Here is a 22,538-nt window from a genome sequence, read left to right as displayed (position 1 = left end):
CAGACGGCCGCGGCCCCCGAGGACCTAAGCCTCTAGCTGAATATACGGGAGGGGGTATTGTTCAAAGTGATGTGAGCAATACCCCCACCCGTATTCATCGGGATTGGAATAAGATACCCCCGGGGGTAATTGATATACCCGTAGGGGTATAGCTCAGAGTGGTGCTACCCAACGAGGAGAAAGAAGCCGGAGATGATCCTGCAGCAGTACTACCTGGATTGCCTGTCGCACGCGTCCTACCTGATCGGTGACGAAACCACCGGACGCGCAGTCGTCGTGGACCCGCAGCGCGACGTGGCCGGATATGTCGCTGATGCCAAAGAGCTTGGGCTCACCATCGAACTGGTCATCGAGACCCACTTTCACGCGGACTTCCTCTCCGGGCACCTGGAGCTGGCGAAGGCCACCGGGGCCAAGATCGTCTACTCGTCGGTCGCCGAGACCGAGTTCGAGTCGATGGGTGTCGCCGACGGTGAGCGGTACTCGCTGGGCGACGTGACGCTGGAGTTCCGGCATACCCCCGGGCACACCCCCGAATCGATGAGCGTGGTGGTTTACGAGCACGCGGATGACCAGACGCCCTACGGCGTCATGACCGGCGACACGCTGTTCATCGGCGATGTGGGTCGTCCCGACCTGCTGGCCTCGATCGGCTTCAGCCGAGAGGAACTGGCGGACAAGCTCTATGAGTCACTGCACAACAAACTGATGACGCTGCCCGATGCGACTCGGGTGTACCCGGCACATGGCGCCGGGTCGGCGTGCGGCAAGAATCTGTCGACGGACCTGTGGTCGACGATCGGTGATCAAAAGGCGACGAACTACGCGCTGCGGGCCGCCGACAAGACCTCGTTCATGAATCTCGTCACGGAGGGGCAGCCGCCCGCGCCGGGCTATTTCGTGTACGACGCGATTCTCAACCGCAAGGACCGTGAGCTGCTGGACGAGACCAAGATGCCGGCGGCGATGACCTACGAGCAGGCCCGCGCGGCGATCGACGACGGCGCCGTCCTGGTGGACGGGCGCGGTCCCGAAGAATTCGCGCTGGGCCACCTGCGTGGTGCGGTCAACATCGGCTTGCAAGGTCGTTACGCCGAGTTCGCCGGCTCGGTTCTGCCGTCCGATGTCGACATCGTGCTGTTCACCGAACCAGGTGAAGAGCTCGAGGGCAAGAACCGGCTCGCCCGGATCGGCTTCGACCGGGTGATCGGCTACGTGGCCGAGCCGTACGGGGCACTGGTCGACCATCAGGGCGATGTCCAGGTGGCGTCGAGGCTGACCGCCAAAGCCTTTGGCGAAAGGGCCGCCGAGCTGCCGAACCTGCAGATCGTCGATGTCCGCAACCCCGGTGAGGTTGCGGCCGGGACCATCCCGAACGCCATCGGCATCCCGGTGGGGCAGTTGCCCACTCGGCTGGGTGAGCTGGACCCCGCCAAACCGACCGTCGTCTATTGCGCCGGTGGGTACCGCTCGTCCGTCGCAGCAAGCCTGTTGCGGCGGAACGGATTCAACGACGTGAGTGACATCTTGGGCGGTTATGGCGCCTGGGCAGAAGCCGTCGAGAACGCCTGAAGAAACGCCTGAAGATCGGAGATATCACAGATATGACCATCACTGCCAAGCATCAGATCGTGATCGTCGGCGGCGGAACCGCCGGCATCACGGTCGCGGCCCGGCTGCTGCGCAAGGGTTACACCGACGTCGCGGTCATCGAACCCTCGGACAAGCATTACTACCAACCGTTGTGGACTCTGGTCGGCGGCGGACAGGCGCAGGCCGCCGAGACCGAGCGCGCCGAATCCTCGGTGATGCCCAAGGGCGCGACGTGGATCAGGAACGCCGCGAGCGCTTTCGACCCCGACGCGAACACGGTGACCTGCGCCGACGGCGCCACCTACGAATACGACGCGCTCGTGGTCTGCCCGGGTATCCAACTCGATTGGGATCGCACCGAGGGGTTGGCCCAGACCCTGGGCCGGGACGGCGTTTCGTCGAACTACCGATTCGACCTCGCGCCGCGGACGTGGGATTTCATCCGAAACCTGCGGTCGGGTACCGCGGTCTTCACCGTCCCGTCCGGAGCCATCAAGTGTGCCGGAGCTCCACAGAAGATCGCCTATCTGGCTGCCGACTACTGGCGGTCGCAGGGTGTGCTCAAGGACATCGACGTCCACCTCGTCATGCCGGGCGCGCGGCCCTTCGGGATTCCGGCGATCGCGGACAGTCTCGACAAGGTGATCGCCGACTACGGCATCACCTTGCACACCAACTCCGAGGTGACCCTGGTCGACGCGGCGTCACACAAGGTCGGCGTCACCAGCGTCGGGGCGGGTGGGACCGACACCATGCTGCCCTACGACGTACTGCATGCCGTGCCGCGGCAGTCCGCACCGGACTGGATCAAACGCAGCGCGCTGTCGACGGGCGACGCTATGGGCTACGTCGACATCGACAAGCACACCATGCAGCACGTGCGGTATCCCAACGTCTTCGGTCTCGGCGACGCCGGTTCCTCGCCGAACTCGAAGACCGGCGCCGCCATCCGCAAGCAGGCCCCGGTGGTGGTCGAGAACATCGACTCCTTCCTGAAAGGCCGGCCGCTGCGGGCGTCGTACGACGGCTACTCGTCGTGCCCGATCGTCACGTCATCGCACGCGATGCTGCTCGCCGAATTCGACTACGAACTCAATCTGGAACCCTCGTTCCCGCTGCTCGACCCAACCATCCCACACCGGGCGTATTGGTACCTGAAGAAGTACGGGCTGCCGTTCATGTATTGGAATCTCATGCTGAAAGGCCTTGCCTAGCAACGTTGTTGCTCACCCACGAAAGGAAATCGCAATGACCACCAAGACTGTGACCGCCGCCGACTTCCAGGCGACCATCACCGAAAATCCCATTGTCCTCATCGATTTCTGGGCATCGTGGTGCGGCCCTTGCCGTGCCTTTGCTCCGGTTTTCGATCGGTCCGCGCAATCGCACCCCGACGTGGTGCACGCAAAAGTTGACACCGAAGCGCAGCAGCAGCTTGCCGCCGCTCTCGAAATCCAGGCGATCCCAACGATCATGGCATTCCGCGACGGCGTCCTCGTGTACCGCCAGCCCGGTGCGATGCCGGCTGCGGCCCTCGAGGATCTGATCACCCGGGTCAAGGAACTCGACATGGCCGACGTGCGGGCCCAAATCGCGGGCAAGACGCACTGACCGAAATGTCGTCGCGCGCCGTGCGCGACGACGCGACCCGCCGTTCCGCTCGAGGAGAGTGAAGTTCCGTGAATATCGTTCTCGCCCTTGGCTTGGGCGCCGTCATTGGCGTCCTGCTCGGCCTGCTCGGCGGAGGCGGGTCCATCCTGGCGGTGCCGGCGCTGGTCTATGTGCTGGGGCTGGGGATCGAGCAGGCAATTCCGTTGTCGCTGTTGGTCGTCGGCATCGCGTCGGCGGTCGGTGCGATGCCGAAGATTCGTGCCGGGCACGTCCAGTGGCGGTTGGCCGCCATCTTCTCGGCCGCCGGCATCCCGGCAACGTTCGTCGGTAGCGCCATCGGCCGCCACCTGCCTCAGCCCGCCCTCCTCGTCGGCTTCGCGGTGGTGATGGTGCTGGCCGGATTCCGGATGCTGCGGGACAACGGCGGCACCGGTACCGCCTGCAAAGTGGGCGATTCGGGAATCAACTGGCGCCGCTGTGCCTCCAGGTCGATTCCTGCGGGCTTCCTCGTCGGCGTGCTCACCGGACTCTTCGGTGTCGGTGGCGGCTTTCTCATCATTCCGGCGCTGGTGTTGATGCTCGGGGTGGAGATGCCCGTGGCGATCGGTACCTCGCTCCTCATCATCGTCGCGAACTCGGTGGCGGGTCTCCTTTCTCATCTGAGCGGCACCAGCATCGACTGGACCATCGCCGCGGCGTTCGTCGGCACGGCGATCGTCGGTTCGTTGATCGCCGGCCACCGGGGCACCCGGCTCGACACGCGGCGGCTGCAGCATTGGTTCGCCTATCTCGTCTTCGCCGTCGCCGCGTATGTCCTTGTCGACACCGTGGTCGCGATCTGGTAGCCGCCGCGAGTGCGTTGCCGTTAACACCCGGGCCGCCGGATGATGTCGCGAATCTTCACCGAACCGACATGTTGGCGCCCCATCGCGGGACGTGCACGGTTGCGCAGCATCTGGACAATGGCGGTATGGATACCGATACCGGTCGTGGTACGCCGGGTCGCCGCGCCTGGGCCGACCCGCTGGCGTTGGGGTTCCGGGCGCACCGGCAGCTGATGTTGCTCCGCCTGCGGTGGCACGGCCGCCGTATGGACACCCGTCCGGACGGCGAACCGGACTGACGCCCAATTGCTTGCGTCACCTGCGCTTTCCGCAGCGGCGCGAGGGGCGCCGGATGACGCCGGCGGCCATCTCCTAGCGCTGGTGCCGACGGCTACCGGCGAGTAACCGATTTCTTAGGAATACTCGGTCATCGGACGTGACCAATGCCACATAATTGATCGGTGTGAACACCTGTCAAGTCATGGACCTGCGCATTCATCGGGTCGCAACCCAGCCGTCATCGGCGCGTCTGGGTCAGCCCACCCTAAGAGAAGTGCAATAATCGGTACTAGCAGTGACATCAAAATTTTGGCGGCGCCGAGCTGGCGATCGTGAGCACGCCCTGCGGCGTCTCCGGGAACGGTGCGACGGACTGTCGAAACAGAGTGTGAAAGGCAGGCGTCGTGGGTCTTAACGACGGCGACAACGGCACCTCGCGGCAGAAGCTCGAGAAGGTCGTCATCCGCTTCGCTGGTGACTCCGGTGACGGTATGCAGCTGACCGGTGACCGGTTCACTTCGGAAGCCGCGCTCTTCGGCAATGATCTTGCGACGCAGCCGAACTACCCCGCCGAGATCCGCGCACCACAGGGCACGCTGCCCGGTGTGTCGTCGTTCCAGATCCAGATCGCGGATTACGACATCCTCACCGCCGGTGACCGCCCCGACGTGCTGGTCGCCATGAACCCGGCCGCGCTCAAGGCCAACGTCGCCGACCTGCCGCGCGGCGGCATGATCATCGCCAACTCCGATGAGTTCACCAAGCGCAACCTGGCCAAGGTCGGGTACGAGGAGAACCCGCTGGAGAACGACGAACTGTCCGAGTTCGTCGTCATCCCCGTCGCGATGACCACGCTGACCCTGGCCGCGGTCGAGGCCATCGGCGCGACCAAGAAGGACGGTCAGCGCGCCAAGAACATGTTCGGGCTCGGCCTGCTGTCCTGGATGTACGGCCGCGAGCTGGAGCACAGCGAGGCCTTCATCCGCGAAAAGTTCGCCCGCAAGCCCGAAATCGCCGAGGCCAACGTGCTGGCGCTCAAGGCCGGCTGGAACTACGGCGAGACCACCGAGGCCTTCGGCACCACCTACGAGGTGGCCCCGGCCAAGCTCAAGTCCGGTGAATACCGTCAGATCTCCGGCAACACGGCCATGGCGTACGGCATCGTCGCCGCCGGCCAGCTGGGTGACATCCAGGTGGTGCTCGGCACCTACCCGATCACGCCGGCCAGCGACATCCTGCACGAGCTGTCCAAGCACAAGAACTTCAATGTCCTGACCTTCCAGGCCGAGGACGAGATCGCCGGCATCGGCGCGGCCATCGGTGCCTCGTACGGCGGTGCGCTGGGCGTGACCAGCACCTCGGGTCCCGGCGTCTCGCTGAAGTCCGAGGCCATCGGCCTCGCGGTGATGACCGAGCTGCCGCTCATCGTCATCGACGTGCAGCGCGGTGGCCCGTCCACCGGTCTGCCGACCAAGACCGAGCAGGCCGACCTGCTGCAGGCGCTCTACGGCCGCAACGGCGAGTCGCCCGTCGCGGTGCTGGCGCCCGCCTCGCCGTCGGATTGCTTCGACATCGCGGTGGATGCGGCGCGGATCGCCATCACCTATCACACCCCGGTGATCATCCTGTCCGACGGCGCGATCGCCAACGGCTCCGAGCCGTGGCGCATCCCGGACATCGCCAGCTACCCGGCCATCCGGCACACCTTCGCCAAGGCCGGCGAGCCGTTCCAGCCGTACGCGCGCGATCCCGAGACGCTGGGTCGCCAGTTCGCCATCCCGGGCACTGCCGGCCTGGAGCACCGCATCGGTGGTCTGGAGGCAGCCAACGGCTCCGGCAACATCTCCTATGAGCCCAAGAACCACGACCTCATGGTCCGGTTGCGCCAGCTCAAGATCGACGGCATCAAGGTCCCCGACCTCGAGGTCGACGACCCGAGCGGCGAAGCCGAGTTGCTGATGCTCGGCTGGGGCAGCTCGTACGGTCCCATCGGTGAGGCCTGCCGCCGCGCCCGTCGCAACGGCGTCAAGGTCGCGCACGCCCAGCTGCGTCACCTCAACCCGTTCCCGGCCAACCTCGAAGAGGTCCTGCGCAAGTACGACAAGGTCGTCGTGCCCGAGATGAACCTCGGCCAGCTGGCGCTGCTGCTGCGCGGCAAGTACCTGGTCGACGTGCAGTCGGTGACCAAGGTGGAGGGCATGGCGTTCCTGGCCGACGAGGTCGAGGGCATCATCAGCGCGGCGCTGGACGGATCGCTGCGCGAAAAGGAAACTGACAAGGCCAAGTTCGCACGGTTGGCGGCCGCCACCGTGGAGACCGGTGTGGGAGCAAACGCATGACGGATCTGATCGGTGCTGATCTGGGACTGACCGAAGCCCTCGGCAAGAATGCCCTGGTTCCGACGACGGACCAGCCGCAGAAGGGCAAGGACTTCACCAGCGACCAGGAGGTGCGCTGGTGCCCGGGTTGCGGTGACTACGTCATCCTCAACACCATCCGTAACTTCCTGCCGGAGCTGGGCCTGCGCCGCGAGAACATCGCGTTCGTCAGCGGCATCGGCTGCTCCAGCCGGTTCCCGTACTACCTGGAGACTTACGGCTTCCACTCGATCCACGGTCGTGCCCCGACCATCGCGACCGGCCTGGCGCTGGCGCGTCCGGACCTGTCGGTGTGGGTCGTCACCGGTGACGGTGACTCGCTGTCGATCGGTGGTAACCACCTGATCCACGCGCTGCGCCGCAACATCAACATCACGATCCTGCTGTTCAACAACCGGATCTATGGTCTGACCAAGGGCCAGTACTCGCCGACCTCGGAGGTCGGCAAGGTCACCAAGTCGACCCCGATGGGTTCGCTGGACCAGCCGTTCAATCCGGTGTCGCTGGCGCTGGGTGCCGAGGCCACGTTCGTCGGCCGCGCGCTGGACTCCGACCGCAAGGGGCTGACCGAGGTACTCAAGGCCGCGGCCGCGCACCGCGGCGCTGCCATCGTCGAGATCCTGCAGGACTGCCCGATCTTCAACGATGGTTCCTTCGACGCACTGCGCAAGGAAGGCGCCGAGGAGCGGCTGATCAACCTGCAGCACGGCCAGCCGATCACCTTCGGCGCGGAGAACGAGTACTGCGTGACCAAGTCCGGCTACGGACTGGAGATCGGCAAGACCGGTGATGTCGACCCCGGTGACATCGTGGTGCACAACGCGCACATCGATGACCCGGCCTACGCATTCGCGCTGTCGCGCCTGTCGGAGCAGAACCTCGAGCACACCGTGATGGGCATCTTCCGTCAGGTGAACCGGCCGACCTACGACGACGAAGCGCGTGCGCAGGTGAAGTCGGCGATGGATTCCAAGGCGCACGACACGGCCGCTCTGCAATCCTTGCTGCGTGGCAAGGACACCTGGACCGTCGACGAATAGTTCCGACGCTTTGGCTTTGACCGAAGACGCCCCGCTGGCCGCAGTTGTATTGGCCGGCGGGGCGTCTCGTCGGATGGGACGAGATAAGGCCACCGTCCGGTTCCGCGGAGCGGTGGGGGAGATCACCTTCGTCGAGCAGGTGGTGGCGATCCTGCGATCCCGGTGCGCGCGGGTGTTCGTCATCGCCGCTCGTGGCCAGGCGCTGCCCGACCTGGACGCTGAAGTGCTGCGGGACGCGACGCCCGGCGTCGGACCCCTGCTGGCCACTGCGCGTGGGCTGCGGGCCGCGGCCGATGCCGGCTATGCCCGCGCCTTCGTGTGTGCCGTCGACATGCCGTATCTGACAGTCGAGCTGATCGATGAACTCGCCCGGCACGCGGCGCGCGTGGACGCCGACGTGGTGCTGCCCTGGGACGGCCGCGATCACTATTTGGCCGGCATCTACCGGACCGCACTGACTACCCGGGCCGACGAGCTGGTGGCCCACGGGCGACGCAGCATGCGGGCACTGGTCGAGACCGCCGACACCCAGCGGGTGGTGATGGACCGGCAGCGGGCCCTGGTCAACGTCAACAGCCCCACCGACTTCATCTGAGCAACGCAGCAAAGGTCCATGGCCGCGCAGCGTATTCCTGAATTACTCGCTGTTCGGCGAATTTGCATTTCTCGTTATCGGCGGAATTAGCAACAAATATGCAAATAGAACCACGCAATTCCGGGCAATTTACCGACCGGCCAATGATTGAATTCCAAATATCTTGTGGCACAACGTATTTAGGTGATCACACCCCGTGGAACGTTGCTTAACCGTGCCCGACCGGTTCGTGTCGTAGAGATGAAAAGTCCTGATTAGTGGCGGTATCGAGCGGCCTGATCCATCCCGGCACAGTTCGGCACCCGCGTGGGCGGCGAACTGAGGCGCCGGCGCAACTTGATTTCACAGTGCGACACGCCAGAGGTTTAGTGCCGTGTCACGGAAATGCGCTTCTGACCTGCGACGACTGTGACTCATGTGAATTGAATTTTGTGCGCCAGGCCACAATTTTATGGTGACCTCTATCACGAAATGTTGCCGAACTGTGATTTGTTAGCGGAGCTTTATACGTCTTGTGACCTGCTTATGATCTTCACAGGTTCGGTTGTGATCTGGCTGTTATCTGGTCGCGATGGGTTAGACATAGAAGCCCGAAGTCTTGCTACGGTCCTATCGCTGCTCGAAGAGAGCAAATAACTGAAAAAAACCATGAACCTGCGTGTGAGCGGGATCGCGGTGGCACCAGAGCAGATGGCCTGTTGCCCGTAGCGTCCGCCGGCCTTCAGCCCGGACCGATCAAGCCGCCCCCGCTGTCGTGTCTGACCGAGACGGCACGATTCAGCCCCCTACGCCTGCCTGGCAGGCAGCAAGTCGCACCGCCTATGTGCGGGCGATGGATGGCGCGCGCTCGGCGAGAGGAACGAAGTGAAGAACATCCGCACAACGCTTGGACTGGTTGCCGTTGCCGGGGCAGTTGCTGTGGCCCCGATGGTCATCGGTACCGGTACCGCGAACGCGGACAGCGGTGTCAACTGGGACGCCGTTGCAGCTTGCGAATCCGGTGGTAACTGGGGCATCGCCACCGGTAACGGCTACTACGGTGGCCTGCAGTTCACCATGGGCACCTGGCACGCCCACGGCGGCTCCGGCTCGCCGTCGTCGGCCAGTCGCGAAGAGCAGATCCGGGTTGCCGAGAACGTGCGCGCCAGCCAGGGCATGGGTGCCTGGCCGGTCTGCGGCCGTCGGGGCTAACTCCCCGCGCCTAAGAGCGCCACAACCGCTCGAACGTGACGACAGAGGGTGTCGGACCAGATGGTCCGACACCCTCTGTCGTTGTCGGAGCCGCCCAGGGCGGTCTGGCACTTGGTGAAACTATGGGGGCATGGCGACGCATGACATCGCGACCAGCCTCGGCACCCTGCAGCTCCACGTCACCGGCTCCGGTGACCCGATCCTCCTGATGCCCAGTCTGCTGACCGACCACACGCTCTACGTCGCGCAGGTGGCCCACTTCTCCGCCAGCTACACCACGATCGCGATCGACCCGCCCGGGCAGGGGCGCAGCCAGCCGCTGCGCGGCACCTTCACCTTCGAGGAGAGTGCTCGGGCGTATGTCGATGTGCTGGATGGGCTGGGGCTGCCGTGGGCGCATCTGGTGGGCAATTCGTGGGGCGCCATGATCGGCGGCACCATTTCTGCGATGTTCCCGGACCGGGTCGGGTGCGCCGTGTTGCTCAACGGCACCGCGTCGGAGGGGCCCCGATGGGATCGTCGGCAGCTCGCGCTGGCGGCCCGGCTGACCCGACTGGCCGGACGCCCACTTTTCGTGCGATCGACGGTGGTGCCGCGCTTCCTCGGGGTGACCACCCGCCGGCAGCGGCCCGACCTGGTCGATGGACTGGTGGGAATGATCAAGCGCAACAACGCGCGGTCCGCCAGCTTTGCGGTGGAGAGCATCGTGGTCAGGCGTCCGGACCAGCACGCGTTGTTCGGTCGGATCGGCGTTCCCACTCTCGTGGTCGCCGGCCGTGAAGACGAGAGCTTTTCGGTCGCCGAAGTACGCCGGATGGCCGCGGCGATTCCGGGCTCAGAACTGGTGGTCTTGGAGCAGGTCGGTCATCTGGCGGCATATGAGGCGCCGGACACCGTCAACGCTCTCATCGACGACTTCCTCGACAGCCACCGCCGCCGATAATCGCGTGAGGCGCCGAGCGGTCATGTGCTAACAACGGAGCATGGCCGTGACACCGTTCGATGACCTCGATGCCTACCTCCGCCTGCCCCGGGTATCCGGGCTTGCGGTCTCGCCCGACGGCCGTCGCGTCGTCACGATGATCAGTGAGCTGACCGACAAGGGCAACGAATTTGTCACCGCAGCTTGGGAACTCGACCCGGACGGGCAGCGCGACGCGCGCAGGCTGACGTACGGGGCCAAAGGGGAGTCCCAGCCGGCCTTCACCGCGGCCGGCGATCTGCTGTTCGTCGCGGCACGAGCCACCGCTGCCGACGACGACCCGCCCGCGGCGCTGTGGCGCTTACCGGCGAACGGCGGTGAAGCACAACGGATTCTCGAGCTGTCGGGCGGCGTCAGCGCGGTGCACGCCGCCCGTTCGGCTGATGTCGTGGTGGTGACGGCGCCGATGCTCCCGTCGGCCGCCACGCCTGACGACGACAAGCGACTGCGTACCCTGCGCAAAGACAACAAGGTCTCGGCCATCTTGCACACCGGTTACCCGGTACGGCACTGGGATCACGACCTGGGACCGGATCATGCGCACCTGCTGCGTGTCGAATCCGGTGCGGCTCACGACATCACGCCGCAGCCCGGCATGGCGTTGAACGAAGCCGCCGTCGACATCAGTGCCGACGGGACCTTCGCGGTCGCGTCGTGGGAGATAGCCGCCCCGGGGGCGGCGTTGCGCAGTGTCCTGGTTCGTATCGACATCGGCACCGGCGCGCGCACCGTGATCGCCGACGACCCCGATGCCGACCTGGGCAGCCCCGCGATCTCGCCCGACGGCAGCACCGTCGCGTTCCTCCGCGAGACGCATTCGACGCCGAATCAAGCACCGCGGATCACCTTGTGCCGCCAGGTCTTCGGTGGCGAGCCGGTGGAGCTCACCGCGCAGTGGGACCGCTGGCCGACGTCGGTGCGGTGGTCGCACGACGGATCGACGCTGCTGGTGACAGCCGACGACAACGGCCGCGCGCCGATCTTCACCGTCGACCCCGCGAGCGGAGCGGTCAGTCGATTGACCCACGACGACTTCGCCTACGGCGAAATCCACCCCGTCGCAGGCGGTGCGCTGTATGCCCTGCGCAGCAGTTACCTGACCCCGCCGCATCCGGTCCGGGTCGACGCCTCCGGCGCCGTGACAGTGCTACCGTGCGTCGAACTTCCCGAATTGCCAGGCGAGCTGGTCGAGTTGACGGCAACGACGGACGACGGCATGCCCGTTCGGTCCTGGCTGACACTGCCCGCCGGTGACACGCCGGCACCGCTGCTGCTGTGGGTACACGGCGGACCGCTGGGCAGCTGGAACACCTGGCACTGGCGGTGGAATCCCTGGCTGCTCACCGCGCTCGGCTACGCGGTGCTGATGCCGGACCCGGCGCTGTCGACCGGGTACGGCCAGGACTTCGTCCAACGTGGCTGGGGCGCTTGGGGTTTCGCGCCGTTCACCGACCTGATGGCTGCTGTTGACGCCGCCTGCGACCACCCGCGCATCGACGCCGGCCGGCTCGCGGCGATGGGCGGCTCGTTCGGCGGCTACATGGCCAACTGGATCGCCGGGCACACCGACCGATTCGCCGCGATCGTCACCCACGCCAGCCTGTGGGCCCTGGACCAATTCGGACCGACGACCGACGGCGCCTACTGGTGGGCCCGCGAGATGACACCCGAGATGGCCGAACGCAATTCGCCGCACCTGCACGTCGAGAACATCACGACCCCGATGCTGGTGATCCACGGCGACAAGGACTATCGAGTGCCGATCGGCGAAGGCCTTCGGTTGTGGAACGACCTGCTGACCAGGTCGGGGCTGCCCGCCGACGACACCGGCACCACCGCGCACCGCTACCTCTACTACCCGTCGGAAGGGCACTGGATCGCCGCGCCGCAGCACGCCAAGATCTGGTACCAGGTGGTGACGGCGTTCCTGTCCGAGCACGTCCTCAAGGAACACGTCGACCTGCCGGAGACCCTCGGCTTAGTCTGATTTGCCGCACTCGCCCCCGCAAGCGGGAGGTACCCCCACATCGCGGCTCGTTCCTCGCCGCTTGATCGTCGTACGGCTAGGTTGAGCAGCATGACCGCACCGCAGCGCGAATTCGACATCGTCCTCTACGGCGCCACCGGCTTCGTCGGGAAGCTGACCGCCCAATATCTGGCCGAGAACGGGGGGGCGGCGCGGATCGCGCTGGCGGGCCGGTCAATGGACAAACTGGCCGCGGTCCGGGACTCGCTCGGCGCAGCGGGTCAGGGCTGGGGACTGATCCACGCCGACGCCTCGTCGCAGCAGAGCCTGGATGCGATGGCGGCCCGGACCCGGGTGGTCGTCACCACGGTCGGTCCGTACCTGAAATACGGCCTGCCGCTGGTGGCCGCGTGCGCTGCGGCCGGCACCGACTACGCCGACCTCACCGGGGAGAGCCTGTTCATCCGGGAAAGCATCGACCTGTACCACAAACAGGCCGCCGACACGGGTGCCCGCATCGTGCACTCCTGTGGATTCGATTCCATCCCTTCGGATCTCACCGTCTACGCGCTGTACAAGGCGGCTCAGGCCGACGGAGCCGGGGAGCTCACCGACACCGACTATGTGCTGCGTGGCTTCTCCGGTGGCGTCTCGGGCGGCACCGTCGCCTCCATGCTCGAGCTGTTCTCGCTGACGTCCGGCGACGAGGAGCTGCGCCGGACCATGATGGACCCCTACACGCTGACCACAGATCGCGCCGCCGAGCCGGAAATGGGCCACCAGTCCGATACCCCGTGGCGTCGCGGTCGGGACATCGCGCCGGAGCTCGCCGGCACCTGGACCGGCGCCTTCGTCATGGCGGTCGCGAACACGCGCATCGTGCGGCGCACCAATGCGCTGCTGGACTGGGACTACGGCCGCCGGTTCCGGTACTCGGAGCACATGAGCCTGGGGTCGTCGCCCATCGCTCCTGTCGCCTCGGCGCTGGGTACCGCGGTCAACGCCGCCGTGATGAACCTCGGTAGTCGCTTCTTCAACAAGCTGCCCCGCGGCCTCATCGACCGCGTCGTACCGAAGCCGGGCACCGGGCCCAGCGAGCAGGCCCGCGACCGCGGCCACTACCGCGTCGAGACATACACCCGGACCACCAGTGGCGCCCGGTACCGCTCCGTCATGGCTCAGCAGGGCGACCCGGGCTACAAGGCCACCGCGGTGCTGCTGGGGGAGTGCGGCCTGGCGCTGGCGCTCGACCGCGACCGGCTTTCGGATCTGAAGGGCGTCCTGACCCCGGCCGCCGCCATGGGCGACGTGCTCCTCACCCGGCTGCCGGCCGCCGGCGTCACGTTCGAAACCGAAGCGCTGGGGCGCTGATTCGCGCAGCCAGCGCGGAAGTGCTGTGCCTCGTCGCCGACCCGGCTAGTGTCGGCGGCGAGGTTTCACACACATCCGGGGGACATGGGGTGGGAAGCCATGGCTGGTCTCGGAGACCACCCGCTGGGCAGCGTCCTCGGCGGCGGTGGCAACCAGGGCGCCGGCGGCGTGCTCGGCAGCGTCCTGGGCGGGTTGTTCGGCAACCGCAGGTAGTTCTCCCGCGGCCGGAAATGTGCCGCTTGTCGGGCGCGTTTACGTCAGGTCGCGGCGCTTACCTAGAATTGGCCGGTGACTGCCAGCGATACGCCTGATCCCACGACCGTGAATGCGGCCGATTCCCTGCCCAAATCGTGGGATCCCAGCGCGGTAGAAGCTGACATGTACCAGGGCTGGGTTGACGCCGGGTACTTCACCGCCGACCCGACCAGCGACAAGCCGCCGTACTCCATCGTGTTGCCGCCGCCGAACGTCACGGGCAGCCTGCACATGGGCCACGCGCTCGACCACACCCTGATGGACGCGCTGACCCGGCGCAAGCGCATGCAGGGTTACGAGGTGTTGTGGTTGCCCGGCATGGACCACGCCGGTATCGCCACCCAGACCCTGGTGGAAAAGCAGCTCGCCGCCGAGGGCAAGACCAAGGAGGACTTCGGCCGCGAGGGCTTCGTCGAGAAGGTCTGGGAATGGAAGCGCGAGTCCGGCGGCACCATCGGCGGCCAGATGCGTCGCCTGGGCGACGGTGTCGACTGGAGCCGGGACCGGTTCACCATGGACGAAGGCCTGTCGCGCGCCGTCCGCACCATCTTCAAGCGGCTGTTCGACGCCGGGCTCATCTACCGCGCCGAGCGGCTGGTCAACTGGTCGCCGGTGCTTCAGACCGCCATCTCCGACCTCGAGGTGAAGTACGACGACGTCGAGGGCGAACTGGTGTCGTTCCGGTACGGCTCGATGAACGACGCGGAACCCCACATCGTGGTGGCCACCACGCGACTCGAGACCATGCTCGGTGACACCGCCATCGCGGTGCATCCCGAGGACGAGCGCTACCGCGCGCTGGTCGGCAGCACGCTGCCGCACCCCTTCCTCGACCGCGACATCATCATCGTGGCCGACAAGCATGTGGACCCCGAATTCGGCACCGGCGCAGTCAAAGTCACGCCCGCGCACGATCCGAACGACTTCGAGATCGGCCTGCGGCACAACCTGGCGATGCCGACCATCTTGGACACCAAGGGCGCGATCGCCGGTACCGGAACCGAATTCGACGGCATGGACCGCTTCGAGGCCCGCGTCAAGGTGCGCGAGAAGCTGGCCGCCGAGGGCCGGATCGTCGCCGAGAAGCGGCCCTACCTGCACAGCGTCGGGCACTCCGAGCGCAGTGGCGAGGCCATCGAGCCGCGGCTGTCCATGCAGTGGTGGGTCAAGGTGGAATCGCTCGCCCGAAACGCTGGAGCCGCCGTGCGTTCGGGTGACACCGTGATTCATCCGGCCAGCCTGGAACCGCGCTGGTTCGCCTGGGTCGACGACATGCACGACTGGTGTATCTCGCGGCAGCTCTGGTGGGGACACCGCATCCCGATCTGGCACGGCCCGGACGGCGAGACCGTCTGCGTCGGCCCGGACGAGGAGCCGCCGGCCGGCTGGGAGCAGGACCCCGACGTGCTGGACACCTGGTTCTCGTCGGCGCTGTGGCCGTTCTCCACCATGGGCTGGCCGGACAAGACACCGGAGCTCGAGAAGTTCTATCCGACAACGGTTCTGGTCACCGGCTACGACATCCTGTTCTTCTGGGTGGCCCGGATGATGATGTTCGGCACCTTCGTGGCCGACGACCCGGTGCTGCAAGGCGCCAAGGTGCCGTTCGAGAATGTCTTCCTGCACGGCCTGATCCGGGATCAGTTCGGACAGAAGATGAGCAAGTCCAAGGGCAATGGCATCGACCCGCTGGACTGGGTGGAGATGTTCGGCGCAGACGCGCTGCGTTTCACCCTGGCCCGTGGCGCCAGCCCCGGCGGCGACCTGTCGATCGGCGAGGACCACGCCCGCGCATCCCGCAACTTCGCGACGAAGCTGTTCAACGCAACACGTTTCGCGATGATGAACGGGGCGGCTCCCGCCGCGCTGCCGGACGCGTCCGAGCTCACCGACGCCGACCGCTGGATTCTGGGCCGGCTCGAAGAGGTGCGTGTCGACGTAGATGACTCGCTCGACACTTATCAGTTCAGCCGCGCCTGCGAGTCGCTGTATCACTTCGCGTGGGACGAGTTCTGTGACTGGTACCTCGAGCTCGCGAAAGCTCAACTGTTCGAAGGTGGTTCGCGCGCCGAGCACACCAAGGCCGTGCTGGCCGCGGTGCTGGACGTGCTGCTCAAGCTGCTGCACCCGGTGATGCCCTTCGTCACCGAGGCGCTGTGGAAGTCGCTGACGGGCGGCGAGTCGGTCGTCATCGCGCAGTGGCCGCAGGCATCCGGTGTCGCGCTCGACCAGGTTTCCGCTGAGCGCATCACCGACATGCAGAAGCTCATCACCGAGGTCCGCCGGTTCCGCAGCGACCAGGGCCTCAATGACCGGCAGAAGGTGCCCGCGCGCCTCGTGGGCATCAGCGAGGCCGACCTCGACGCCCAGGTCGCCTCGGTGACGTCGCTGGCCTGGCTGACTGAGCCGGCTGCCGACTTCAACCCCTCCGCGGCAGTGGAGGTCCGGCTGTCGAAGGGCACGGTCGTCGTCGAGGTCGACACCTCGGGCACGGTCGACGTCGCCGCAGAGCGGCGCCGGCTGGAGAAGGACCTGGCCGCCGCTCAGAAGGAACTCGCCCAGACCGCAGGCAAATTGGGTAACGAGGCGTTCCTGGCCAAGGCGCCCGAGGACGTCGTCGCCAAGATCCGGGCCCGCCAGCAGCTGGCCACCGAAGAGGTCGACCGGATCAACGCCCGGCTGGCCGGTCTGCGATGACGGAACCGCAGCCCCGGTTCGATGGCGCCGCTGGTGCGGCGCCGACGCCCGACGAGATCGCCGAGCTGCTGCAGGTCGAGTATCTGCTCGACCAGCGGTGGCCGGAGACGAAGATCGAGCCGAGCACGGTGCGCATCGAGGCGCTGCTGGAGATGCTCGGCTCGCCGCAACGCGGCTACCCGAGCATTCACGTGGCCGGCACCAACGGCAAGACCTCGGTCACCCGGATGATCGATGCGCTGCTGACCGCGTTCAGCCGTCGCACCGGCCGGACCACCAGCCCGCACCTGCAGGCCGCCACCGAGCGCATCGCGATCGACGGAAAGCCCATCAGCCCAGCGCAATACGTCGCGACCTACACCGAGATCGAACCGTTCATCGAGATCGTCGACCGCCAGTCTCAGGCCGGCGAGCTGGCCGGCGAACTGGGGGAGCCGGGCCCGAAGATGAGCAAGTTCGAGGTGCTCACCGCCATGGCGTTCGCCGCGTTCGCCGATGCGCCGGTGGACGTCGCGGTCATCGAGACCGGGCTGGGCGGGCGCTGGGATGCCACCAACGTCGTCGACGCCCCGGTTGCCGTCATCACCCCGATCGGCCTGGACCACACCGACTTTCTCGGTGACACCATCGCCGCGATCGCGGGGGAGAAGGCCGGCATCATCGCCCGTCAGCAGGCGGACCTGGTGCCTGCCGGCACCGACCCCAGCACCGTCGCGGTGATCGCCCGTCAGGTGCCTGAGGCCATGGAAGTGCTGATGGCCCAGGCGGTCACGGCCGATGCCGCCGTCGCCCGCGAGGACTCCGAGTTCGCCGTCCGTGGCCGGCAGGTCGCCGTCGGTGGGCAGCTCCTGGAGCTACAGGGGCTCGGCGGCGTCTACACCGACATCTTCCTGCCGCTGCACGGTGAACATCAGGCACACAACGCTGCCCTGGCGCTTGCCGCGGTCGAGGCGTTCTTCGGCGCCGGCGCCGACCGTCAACTCGACGTCGACACCGTGCGCGCCGGCTTCGCCTCGGTGACCAATCCTGGTCGCCTGGAGCGGATGCGCAGTGCCCCAACGGTATTCATCGACGCGGCGCATAATCCCGCCGGGGCTGCGGCGCTCGCCGACGCGCTCCAGACGGAATTCGAATTCCGGTTCCTGGTCGGCGTCATCTCCGTCATGGCGGACAAGGACGTGGCCGGCATCCTGACCGCGCTCGAGCCGGCTTTCGACCTGCTGGTGGTGACCCACAACGGGTCGCCGCGGGCCATGGACACCGAAACGCTGGCATCCCTCGCAGAGGAAACCTTCGGCCCGGAGCGGGTGATCACCGCGCCGACGCTGCCCGACGCCATCGAGGCGGCGACAGCGTTGGTCGAGGAGTCGGGCAACGATTACGGCTCGTCCGACGGCCTCTCCGGGGCGGGCATGGTGATCACCGGTTCGGTCGTGACAGCCGGAGCGGCCCGCACCCTGTTCGGAAAGGACCCGGCGTGAGCACCCCTAACCAGCAGCCCGACCCGTGGCGGAGTTTCCGCGGCGTGATGGCCGGCACGCTGATCCTGGAAGTCATCGTGGTGCTGCTGGCGCTGCCGGTGGTGTCGGTGTTCCACGGCGGCCTGACGCCGCTCAGCAGCGGCTACCTCATCGGCATGGCGATCGTGCTGGCCCTGCTGTCCGGGATGCAGGGCCGGTCCTGGGCGCTGTGGGCCAACATCGGGATTCAGTTCGTGCTGATCCTCGGTGCGTTCATCGACGTGACCATCGGCGTGGTCGGCATCATTTTCCTGCTCGTCTGGGTACTGATCTTCTATCTGCGGTCCGAGGTCAAGCGCCGCCAGGACCGCGGTCTGCTGCCTGGCCAGCAGTGATTTCCGCCCGAATCGCTGGATTCGGTTACTGACTAGTACGCTGTCCGCCGTGACTGAGCAGACCCTTGTTTTGATCAAGCCCGACGGCGTCAAGCGCAACCTGATCGGCGAAATCATCAGCCGGATCGAGCGCAAGGGCCTGACCTTTGCTGCTCTTGAGCTGAAGACCGTCAGCGTGGAGCTGGCGACCAAGCACTACGCCGAGCACGAGGGCAAGCCCTTCTTCGGCGACCTGCTGGAATTCATCACTTCCGGCCCGGTTGTGGCCGCGATCGTCGAGGGCCCGCGCGCCGTCGCCGCCTTCCGGCAGATCGCCGGCGGCACCGACCCGGTGGAGAAGGCCGCGACCGGCACCATCCGTGGTGACCTGGCCCTTCTCACCCAGGACAACCTGGTGCACGGCTCGGATTCCCCGGAGTCCGCGGCCCGCGAAATCGCCCTCTGGTTCCCCGGTAACTGACACTGTGGGCCGCCGGTAGCTGAGCTACCGGCGGCACCTCGTCGGAGATTGGCCGGCGATGTGGGATACTGGCGTACGGGTGACCTGCTTCATACCAGGAGCGGACGCCCGGATGAAGACTTAGACGACGCGACCACTCAGAGAAATCCGGGTGCGGCGCCGACCGTCCAGCCATCATTCAGCCAGGCACCGAGGGCTCCCATGGGCCGCTAGGTGCGAGACCACAACAATCTCGGGAGAAGTTCCCCGAGCCAATACAAGAAGCCCTCGCGTGGCCGCGTCGCACGACGCGCCCGGGGGCTTGAGGAGAATACGTGGCCGACGATGCCCAACTTGAAGCCCGATCCGAAGACGCCGGCAGCGCAGCGGAGCCGATAGAGCTCCCCGAGCGCCTGCGGATTTTCTCGCTGGCCCGAATCCTCGGGACCACCAGCAAGAAGATCACCGAGACCCTCGCCGGGGTCGACGGCAGGCCCCGCAATCCCGCGTCCACGGTGACCCGTGCCGAGGCCGAGCGGGTCCGCGACCTGCTGGGTCTCGGTGCCGACGCCGCCGCACCCGCACCCGTCGAGCCGGTGGCCGAGGCGCTGGTCGAGGTCACCACCGAAGCCGCAGAGGTCACTACCGAAGCCGCTGAGGTCGCCGTCGAAGCCGTCGACGTCGCCGAAGCTGCCGTCGAGATCGCCCGCGAGGCGGCCGAGGCAGGCGACGCGCAGCCCGACGAAGACGAGCCCGAGTCCCGGCTGCTGCTGGAGACGGTTCCGGCCGCCCCGACGACTTCAGCCGAGCCCGCTGACTACCTGCCGCTGTTCGTGGCGCCGCAGCCCGTGACCTTCCGGCCGCCCGCCGAGCCCGACGATTTCGCCGACGATGACACTGCCGACGACACGGCCGACGGTGCCGACGACGGTTCCGATGACGGCGGCGACGACGATGGCGACCGGCCCGCCAACCGGCGCCGACGTCGTGGTCGCCGTGGGCGTGGCCGCGGCCGCGGCGAACAGAGCAGCGACGACGCGACCGACGCAGACGCAGACGCCGACGGCGAGACGCAGGACGCATCGGCCGAGAGCGACGAGGACACCGACGGTGAGGCCGACGAGGACTCCGGTGACGACGACGCGAACGCGTCCGACGGTGCCAGTCGCCGTCGTCGCCGCCGTCGTCGCCGCAAGTCGGGCGGTGCCGGTGGTGACGATGCCGATGGCGAGAACGGTTCGTCGGACGATCCGCCCAACACCGTCGTCCACGAGCGCGCCCCGCGCACCAAGTCGGACAACAACGAAATTCAGGGCATCACCGGGTCGACCCGCCTCGAGGCCAAGCGTCAGCGCCGTCGCGACGGTCGCGACGCGGGCCGCCGCCGTCCGCCGATCCTGAGCGAGGCCGAGTTCCTGGCTCGTCGCGAGGCCGTCGAGCGCGTGATGGTGGTGCGCGACAAGATCCGCACCGAACCGCCGCACGAAGGTGCCCGGTACACCCAGATCGCCGTGCTGGAAGACGGCGTCGTGGTCGAGCACTTCGTGACATCCGCGGCGTCGGCCAGCCTGGTCGGCAACATCTACCTCGGCATCGTGCAGAATGTGCTGCCCTCGATGGAGGCGGCGTTCGTCGACATCGGTCGCGGCCGCAACGGCGTGCTCTACGCCGGGGAGGTCAACTGGGAGGCCGCCGGCCTCGGCGGCAACAACCGCAAGATCGAGCAGGCGCTCAAGCCCGGCGACTATGTCGTCGTTCAGGTCAGCAAGGACCCGGTGGGGCACAAGGGCGCCCGCCTCACCACGCAGATTTCGCTGGCCGGGCGCTACCTGGTGTACGTGCCGGGCGCGTCCTCGACCGGGATCAGCCGCAAGCTGCCCGACACCGAGCGTCAGCGCCTGAAGGAGATCCTCAAAGAGGTCGTCCCGGCCGACGCCGGCGTCATCATCCGCACCGCGTCCGAGGGCGTGAAGGAAGAGGACATCCGCGCCGACGTCAACCGGTTGCAGGAACGCTGGAATGAGATCGACGCCGAGGCCGCAACTATCAAGGCCAAGGCCGCCGGCGCCGCGGTGGCGCTCTACGAAGAGCCCGACGTGCTGGTCAAGGTGATCCGCGACCTGTTCAACGAGGACTTCTCCAAGCTCGTGGTGTCGGGTGACGAGGCCTGGAACACCATCAGCAATTACGTCAATTCCGTTGCGCCGGAATTGCTTTCGCGGATGTCGCAGTACGAGCCGGCGGGTGGACCGACCGGGCCGGACGTGTTCTCGGTGTACCGCATCGACGAGCAGCTGGCCAAGGCCATGGACCGCAAGGTGTGGCTGCCCTCGGGCGGCACCCTGGTGATCGACCGCACCGAGGCCATGACGGTCATCGACGTCAACACCGGCAAGTTCACCGGTTCGGGCGGCAACCTGGAACAGACGGTCACCCGCAACAACCTGGAGGCCGCCGAGGAGACCGTGCGCCAGCTCCGGCTGCGCGATATCGGCGGCATCGTGGTGATCGACTTCATCGACATGGTGCTCGAATCCAACCGTGACCTGGTGCTGCGCCGCCTGACCGAGGCGCTGGCCCGGGACCGGACCCGGCACCAGGTGTCCGAGGTGACCTCGCTGGGTCTGGTGCAGCTGACGCGTAAGCGCCTCGGCACGGGCCTGATCGAAGCGTTCTCCACGACCTGCACGCACTGCGCGGGCCGCGGCATCATGCTGCACGTCGATCCGGTCGACACCGCGTCGGCGAACGGCCGCAAGACCGAAGTCGCGGGCGGTAACGGTGGTGGCGGTGGCCGGCGCAGCAAGCGGGCCAAGAAGGCGGCGCCGCCCGCCGAGGAGACTCCGGTGGCGAAGGTGCCGCCGCATCCGCAGGGCGAGCACCCGATGTTCAAGGCCATGGCGGCCGCGAACGGCAAGCACGAGGACGAACTCGACGATGAAGACATCGCCGAGGAGGCGACCGACGGCGATGCCATCGAGTCCGCAGAAGCGCTGACCGAGCTGGACCAGGCCGACGACCTGGACGCCGACGAGGTTGACGAAGACGAGGACGACGCCGAAGACGACGAACTCGAAGTCGAACTGGATGAGGACTTCGAGGACAGCGACGACGACGGCGACGAGCTGGACCTCGACGAGGACGACGAAGACTCGGACGACGAAGACGATGAGGATTCGGACGACGACGATTCGGACGAGGACGACTCGGACGAAGACTCCGATGACGAAGACGATGAGGATTCGGACGAGGACGACGAGGAAGAGGCTGATCAGCCCGCTGCGCCGGTCGTCAACCCGGCTCCCGTCGTCCGGCAGCGGCGCCGCGCCGCGGCCCGTCCCGCCGGTCCGCCGGTCGGAGGTGTCGATGGCTGATGCCGTGAGGGTCCTCGCGGTTTGACCCTCGATTAACTGGTCACGTACCCTTGACCAGTTGTCGCCTGGCCGACACCGGCGACAGCGG

Annotated in this window: 16 protein-coding genes and 1 pseudogene; all 17 read left to right on the top strand. The window is 66.8% G+C overall.

Annotation, left to right across the window (positions count from 1 at the left end):
- The first annotated feature begins 192 nt into the window (after positions 1–192).
- The 17 genes and pseudogenes from AC3WTE_RS22435 to rne all read left to right on the top strand — a co-directional run bounded on the left by AC3WTE_RS22435 (position 193) and on the right by rne (position 22,450).
- Positions 193–1,572 (top strand): MBL fold metallo-hydrolase, encoded by a 1,380-nt coding sequence (locus AC3WTE_RS22435; protein ID WP_492441036.1) that lies wholly within the window; start codon positions 193–195, stop codon positions 1,570–1,572.
- A 32-nt stretch (positions 1,573–1,604) separates the two neighbouring features.
- Positions 1,605–2,807, top strand: coding sequence for an NAD(P)/FAD-dependent oxidoreductase (locus AC3WTE_RS22430; protein ID WP_492441034.1), 1,203 nt, complete (start codon positions 1,605–1,607; stop codon positions 2,805–2,807).
- A gap of 34 nt (positions 2,808–2,841) precedes the next feature.
- Positions 2,842–3,204, top strand: coding sequence for a thioredoxin (gene trxA / locus AC3WTE_RS22425; RefSeq protein ID WP_492441033.1), 363 nt, complete (start codon positions 2,842–2,844; stop codon positions 3,202–3,204).
- Positions 3,205–3,272: 68 nt separating this feature from the next.
- Positions 3,273–4,049, top strand: coding sequence for a sulfite exporter TauE/SafE family protein (locus tag AC3WTE_RS22420; protein ID WP_492441031.1), 777 nt, complete (start codon positions 3,273–3,275; stop codon positions 4,047–4,049).
- Between the two features lie 125 nt (positions 4,050–4,174).
- The gene (locus AC3WTE_RS22415) at positions 4,175–4,327 is read left to right on the top strand and encodes a hypothetical protein (RefSeq protein ID WP_459369064.1); all 153 of its coding nucleotides are present in this window, start codon (positions 4,175–4,177) and stop codon (positions 4,325–4,327) included.
- 384 nt (positions 4,328–4,711) lie between these two features.
- Positions 4,712–6,646 (top strand): 2-oxoacid:acceptor oxidoreductase subunit alpha, encoded by a 1,935-nt coding sequence (locus tag AC3WTE_RS22410; protein ID WP_492441029.1) that lies wholly within the window; start codon positions 4,712–4,714, stop codon positions 6,644–6,646.
- The gene (locus AC3WTE_RS22405; RefSeq protein WP_492441027.1) at positions 6,643–7,725 is read left to right on the top strand and encodes a 2-oxoacid:ferredoxin oxidoreductase subunit beta; all 1,083 of its coding nucleotides are present in this window, start codon (positions 6,643–6,645) and stop codon (positions 7,723–7,725) included. The genes AC3WTE_RS22410 and AC3WTE_RS22405 overlap by 4 nt, the downstream gene beginning before the upstream one ends.
- Before the next feature lie 16 nt (positions 7,726–7,741).
- Positions 7,742–8,320 (top strand): molybdenum cofactor guanylyltransferase, encoded by a 579-nt coding sequence (gene mobA, locus AC3WTE_RS22400; protein ID WP_492441025.1) that lies wholly within the window; start codon positions 7,742–7,744, stop codon positions 8,318–8,320.
- Between the two features lie 966 nt (positions 8,321–9,286).
- Positions 9,287–9,511 (top strand): annotated as a pseudogene (locus AC3WTE_RS22395) (transglycosylase family protein); the annotation flags it as partial.
- A 130-nt stretch (positions 9,512–9,641) separates the two neighbouring features.
- A complete protein-coding gene (locus AC3WTE_RS22390; protein WP_492441023.1) occupies positions 9,642–10,454 on the top strand; it encodes an alpha/beta fold hydrolase in 813 nt (270 codons plus the stop codon).
- A gap of 40 nt (positions 10,455–10,494) precedes the next feature.
- The gene (locus AC3WTE_RS22385) at positions 10,495–12,480 is read left to right on the top strand and encodes a S9 family peptidase (RefSeq protein ID WP_492441021.1); all 1,986 of its coding nucleotides are present in this window, start codon (positions 10,495–10,497) and stop codon (positions 12,478–12,480) included.
- 90 nt (positions 12,481–12,570) lie between these two features.
- A complete protein-coding gene (locus tag AC3WTE_RS22380) occupies positions 12,571–13,830 on the top strand; it encodes a saccharopine dehydrogenase family protein (protein ID WP_492441019.1) in 1,260 nt (419 codons plus the stop codon).
- A 288-nt stretch (positions 13,831–14,118) separates the two neighbouring features.
- A complete protein-coding gene (locus AC3WTE_RS22375; protein ID WP_492441017.1) occupies positions 14,119–16,782 on the top strand; it encodes a valine--tRNA ligase in 2,664 nt (887 codons plus the stop codon).
- Positions 16,779–18,263, top strand: a complete 1,485-nt coding sequence (gene folC / locus AC3WTE_RS22370; protein WP_492441016.1) for a bifunctional tetrahydrofolate synthase/dihydrofolate synthase — start codon at positions 16,779–16,781, stop codon at positions 18,261–18,263. The genes AC3WTE_RS22375 and folC overlap by 4 nt, the downstream gene beginning before the upstream one ends.
- Positions 18,260–18,637: a DUF4233 domain-containing protein gene (locus AC3WTE_RS22365; protein WP_459369075.1), complete on the top strand. Its 378-nt coding sequence runs from the start codon at positions 18,260–18,262 to the stop codon at positions 18,635–18,637. The genes folC and AC3WTE_RS22365 overlap by 4 nt, the downstream gene beginning before the upstream one ends.
- A 49-nt stretch (positions 18,638–18,686) precedes the next feature.
- Positions 18,687–19,097 (top strand): nucleoside-diphosphate kinase, encoded by a 411-nt coding sequence (gene ndk / locus AC3WTE_RS22360; RefSeq protein ID WP_492441014.1) that lies wholly within the window; start codon positions 18,687–18,689, stop codon positions 19,095–19,097.
- Positions 19,098–19,411: 314 nt separating this feature from the next.
- Positions 19,412–22,450, top strand: coding sequence for a ribonuclease E (rne, locus tag AC3WTE_RS22355; RefSeq protein WP_492441012.1), 3,039 nt, complete (start codon positions 19,412–19,414; stop codon positions 22,448–22,450).
- Positions 22,451–22,538 lie beyond the last annotated feature (88 nt).

The sequence above is a fragment of the Mycobacterium sp. FW102-FHT13B02 genome, from assembly GCF_058790275.1.
The sequence above is the reverse complement of the archived record's forward strand: the minus strand, read 5'-3'. Positions and strand labels throughout refer to the sequence as shown.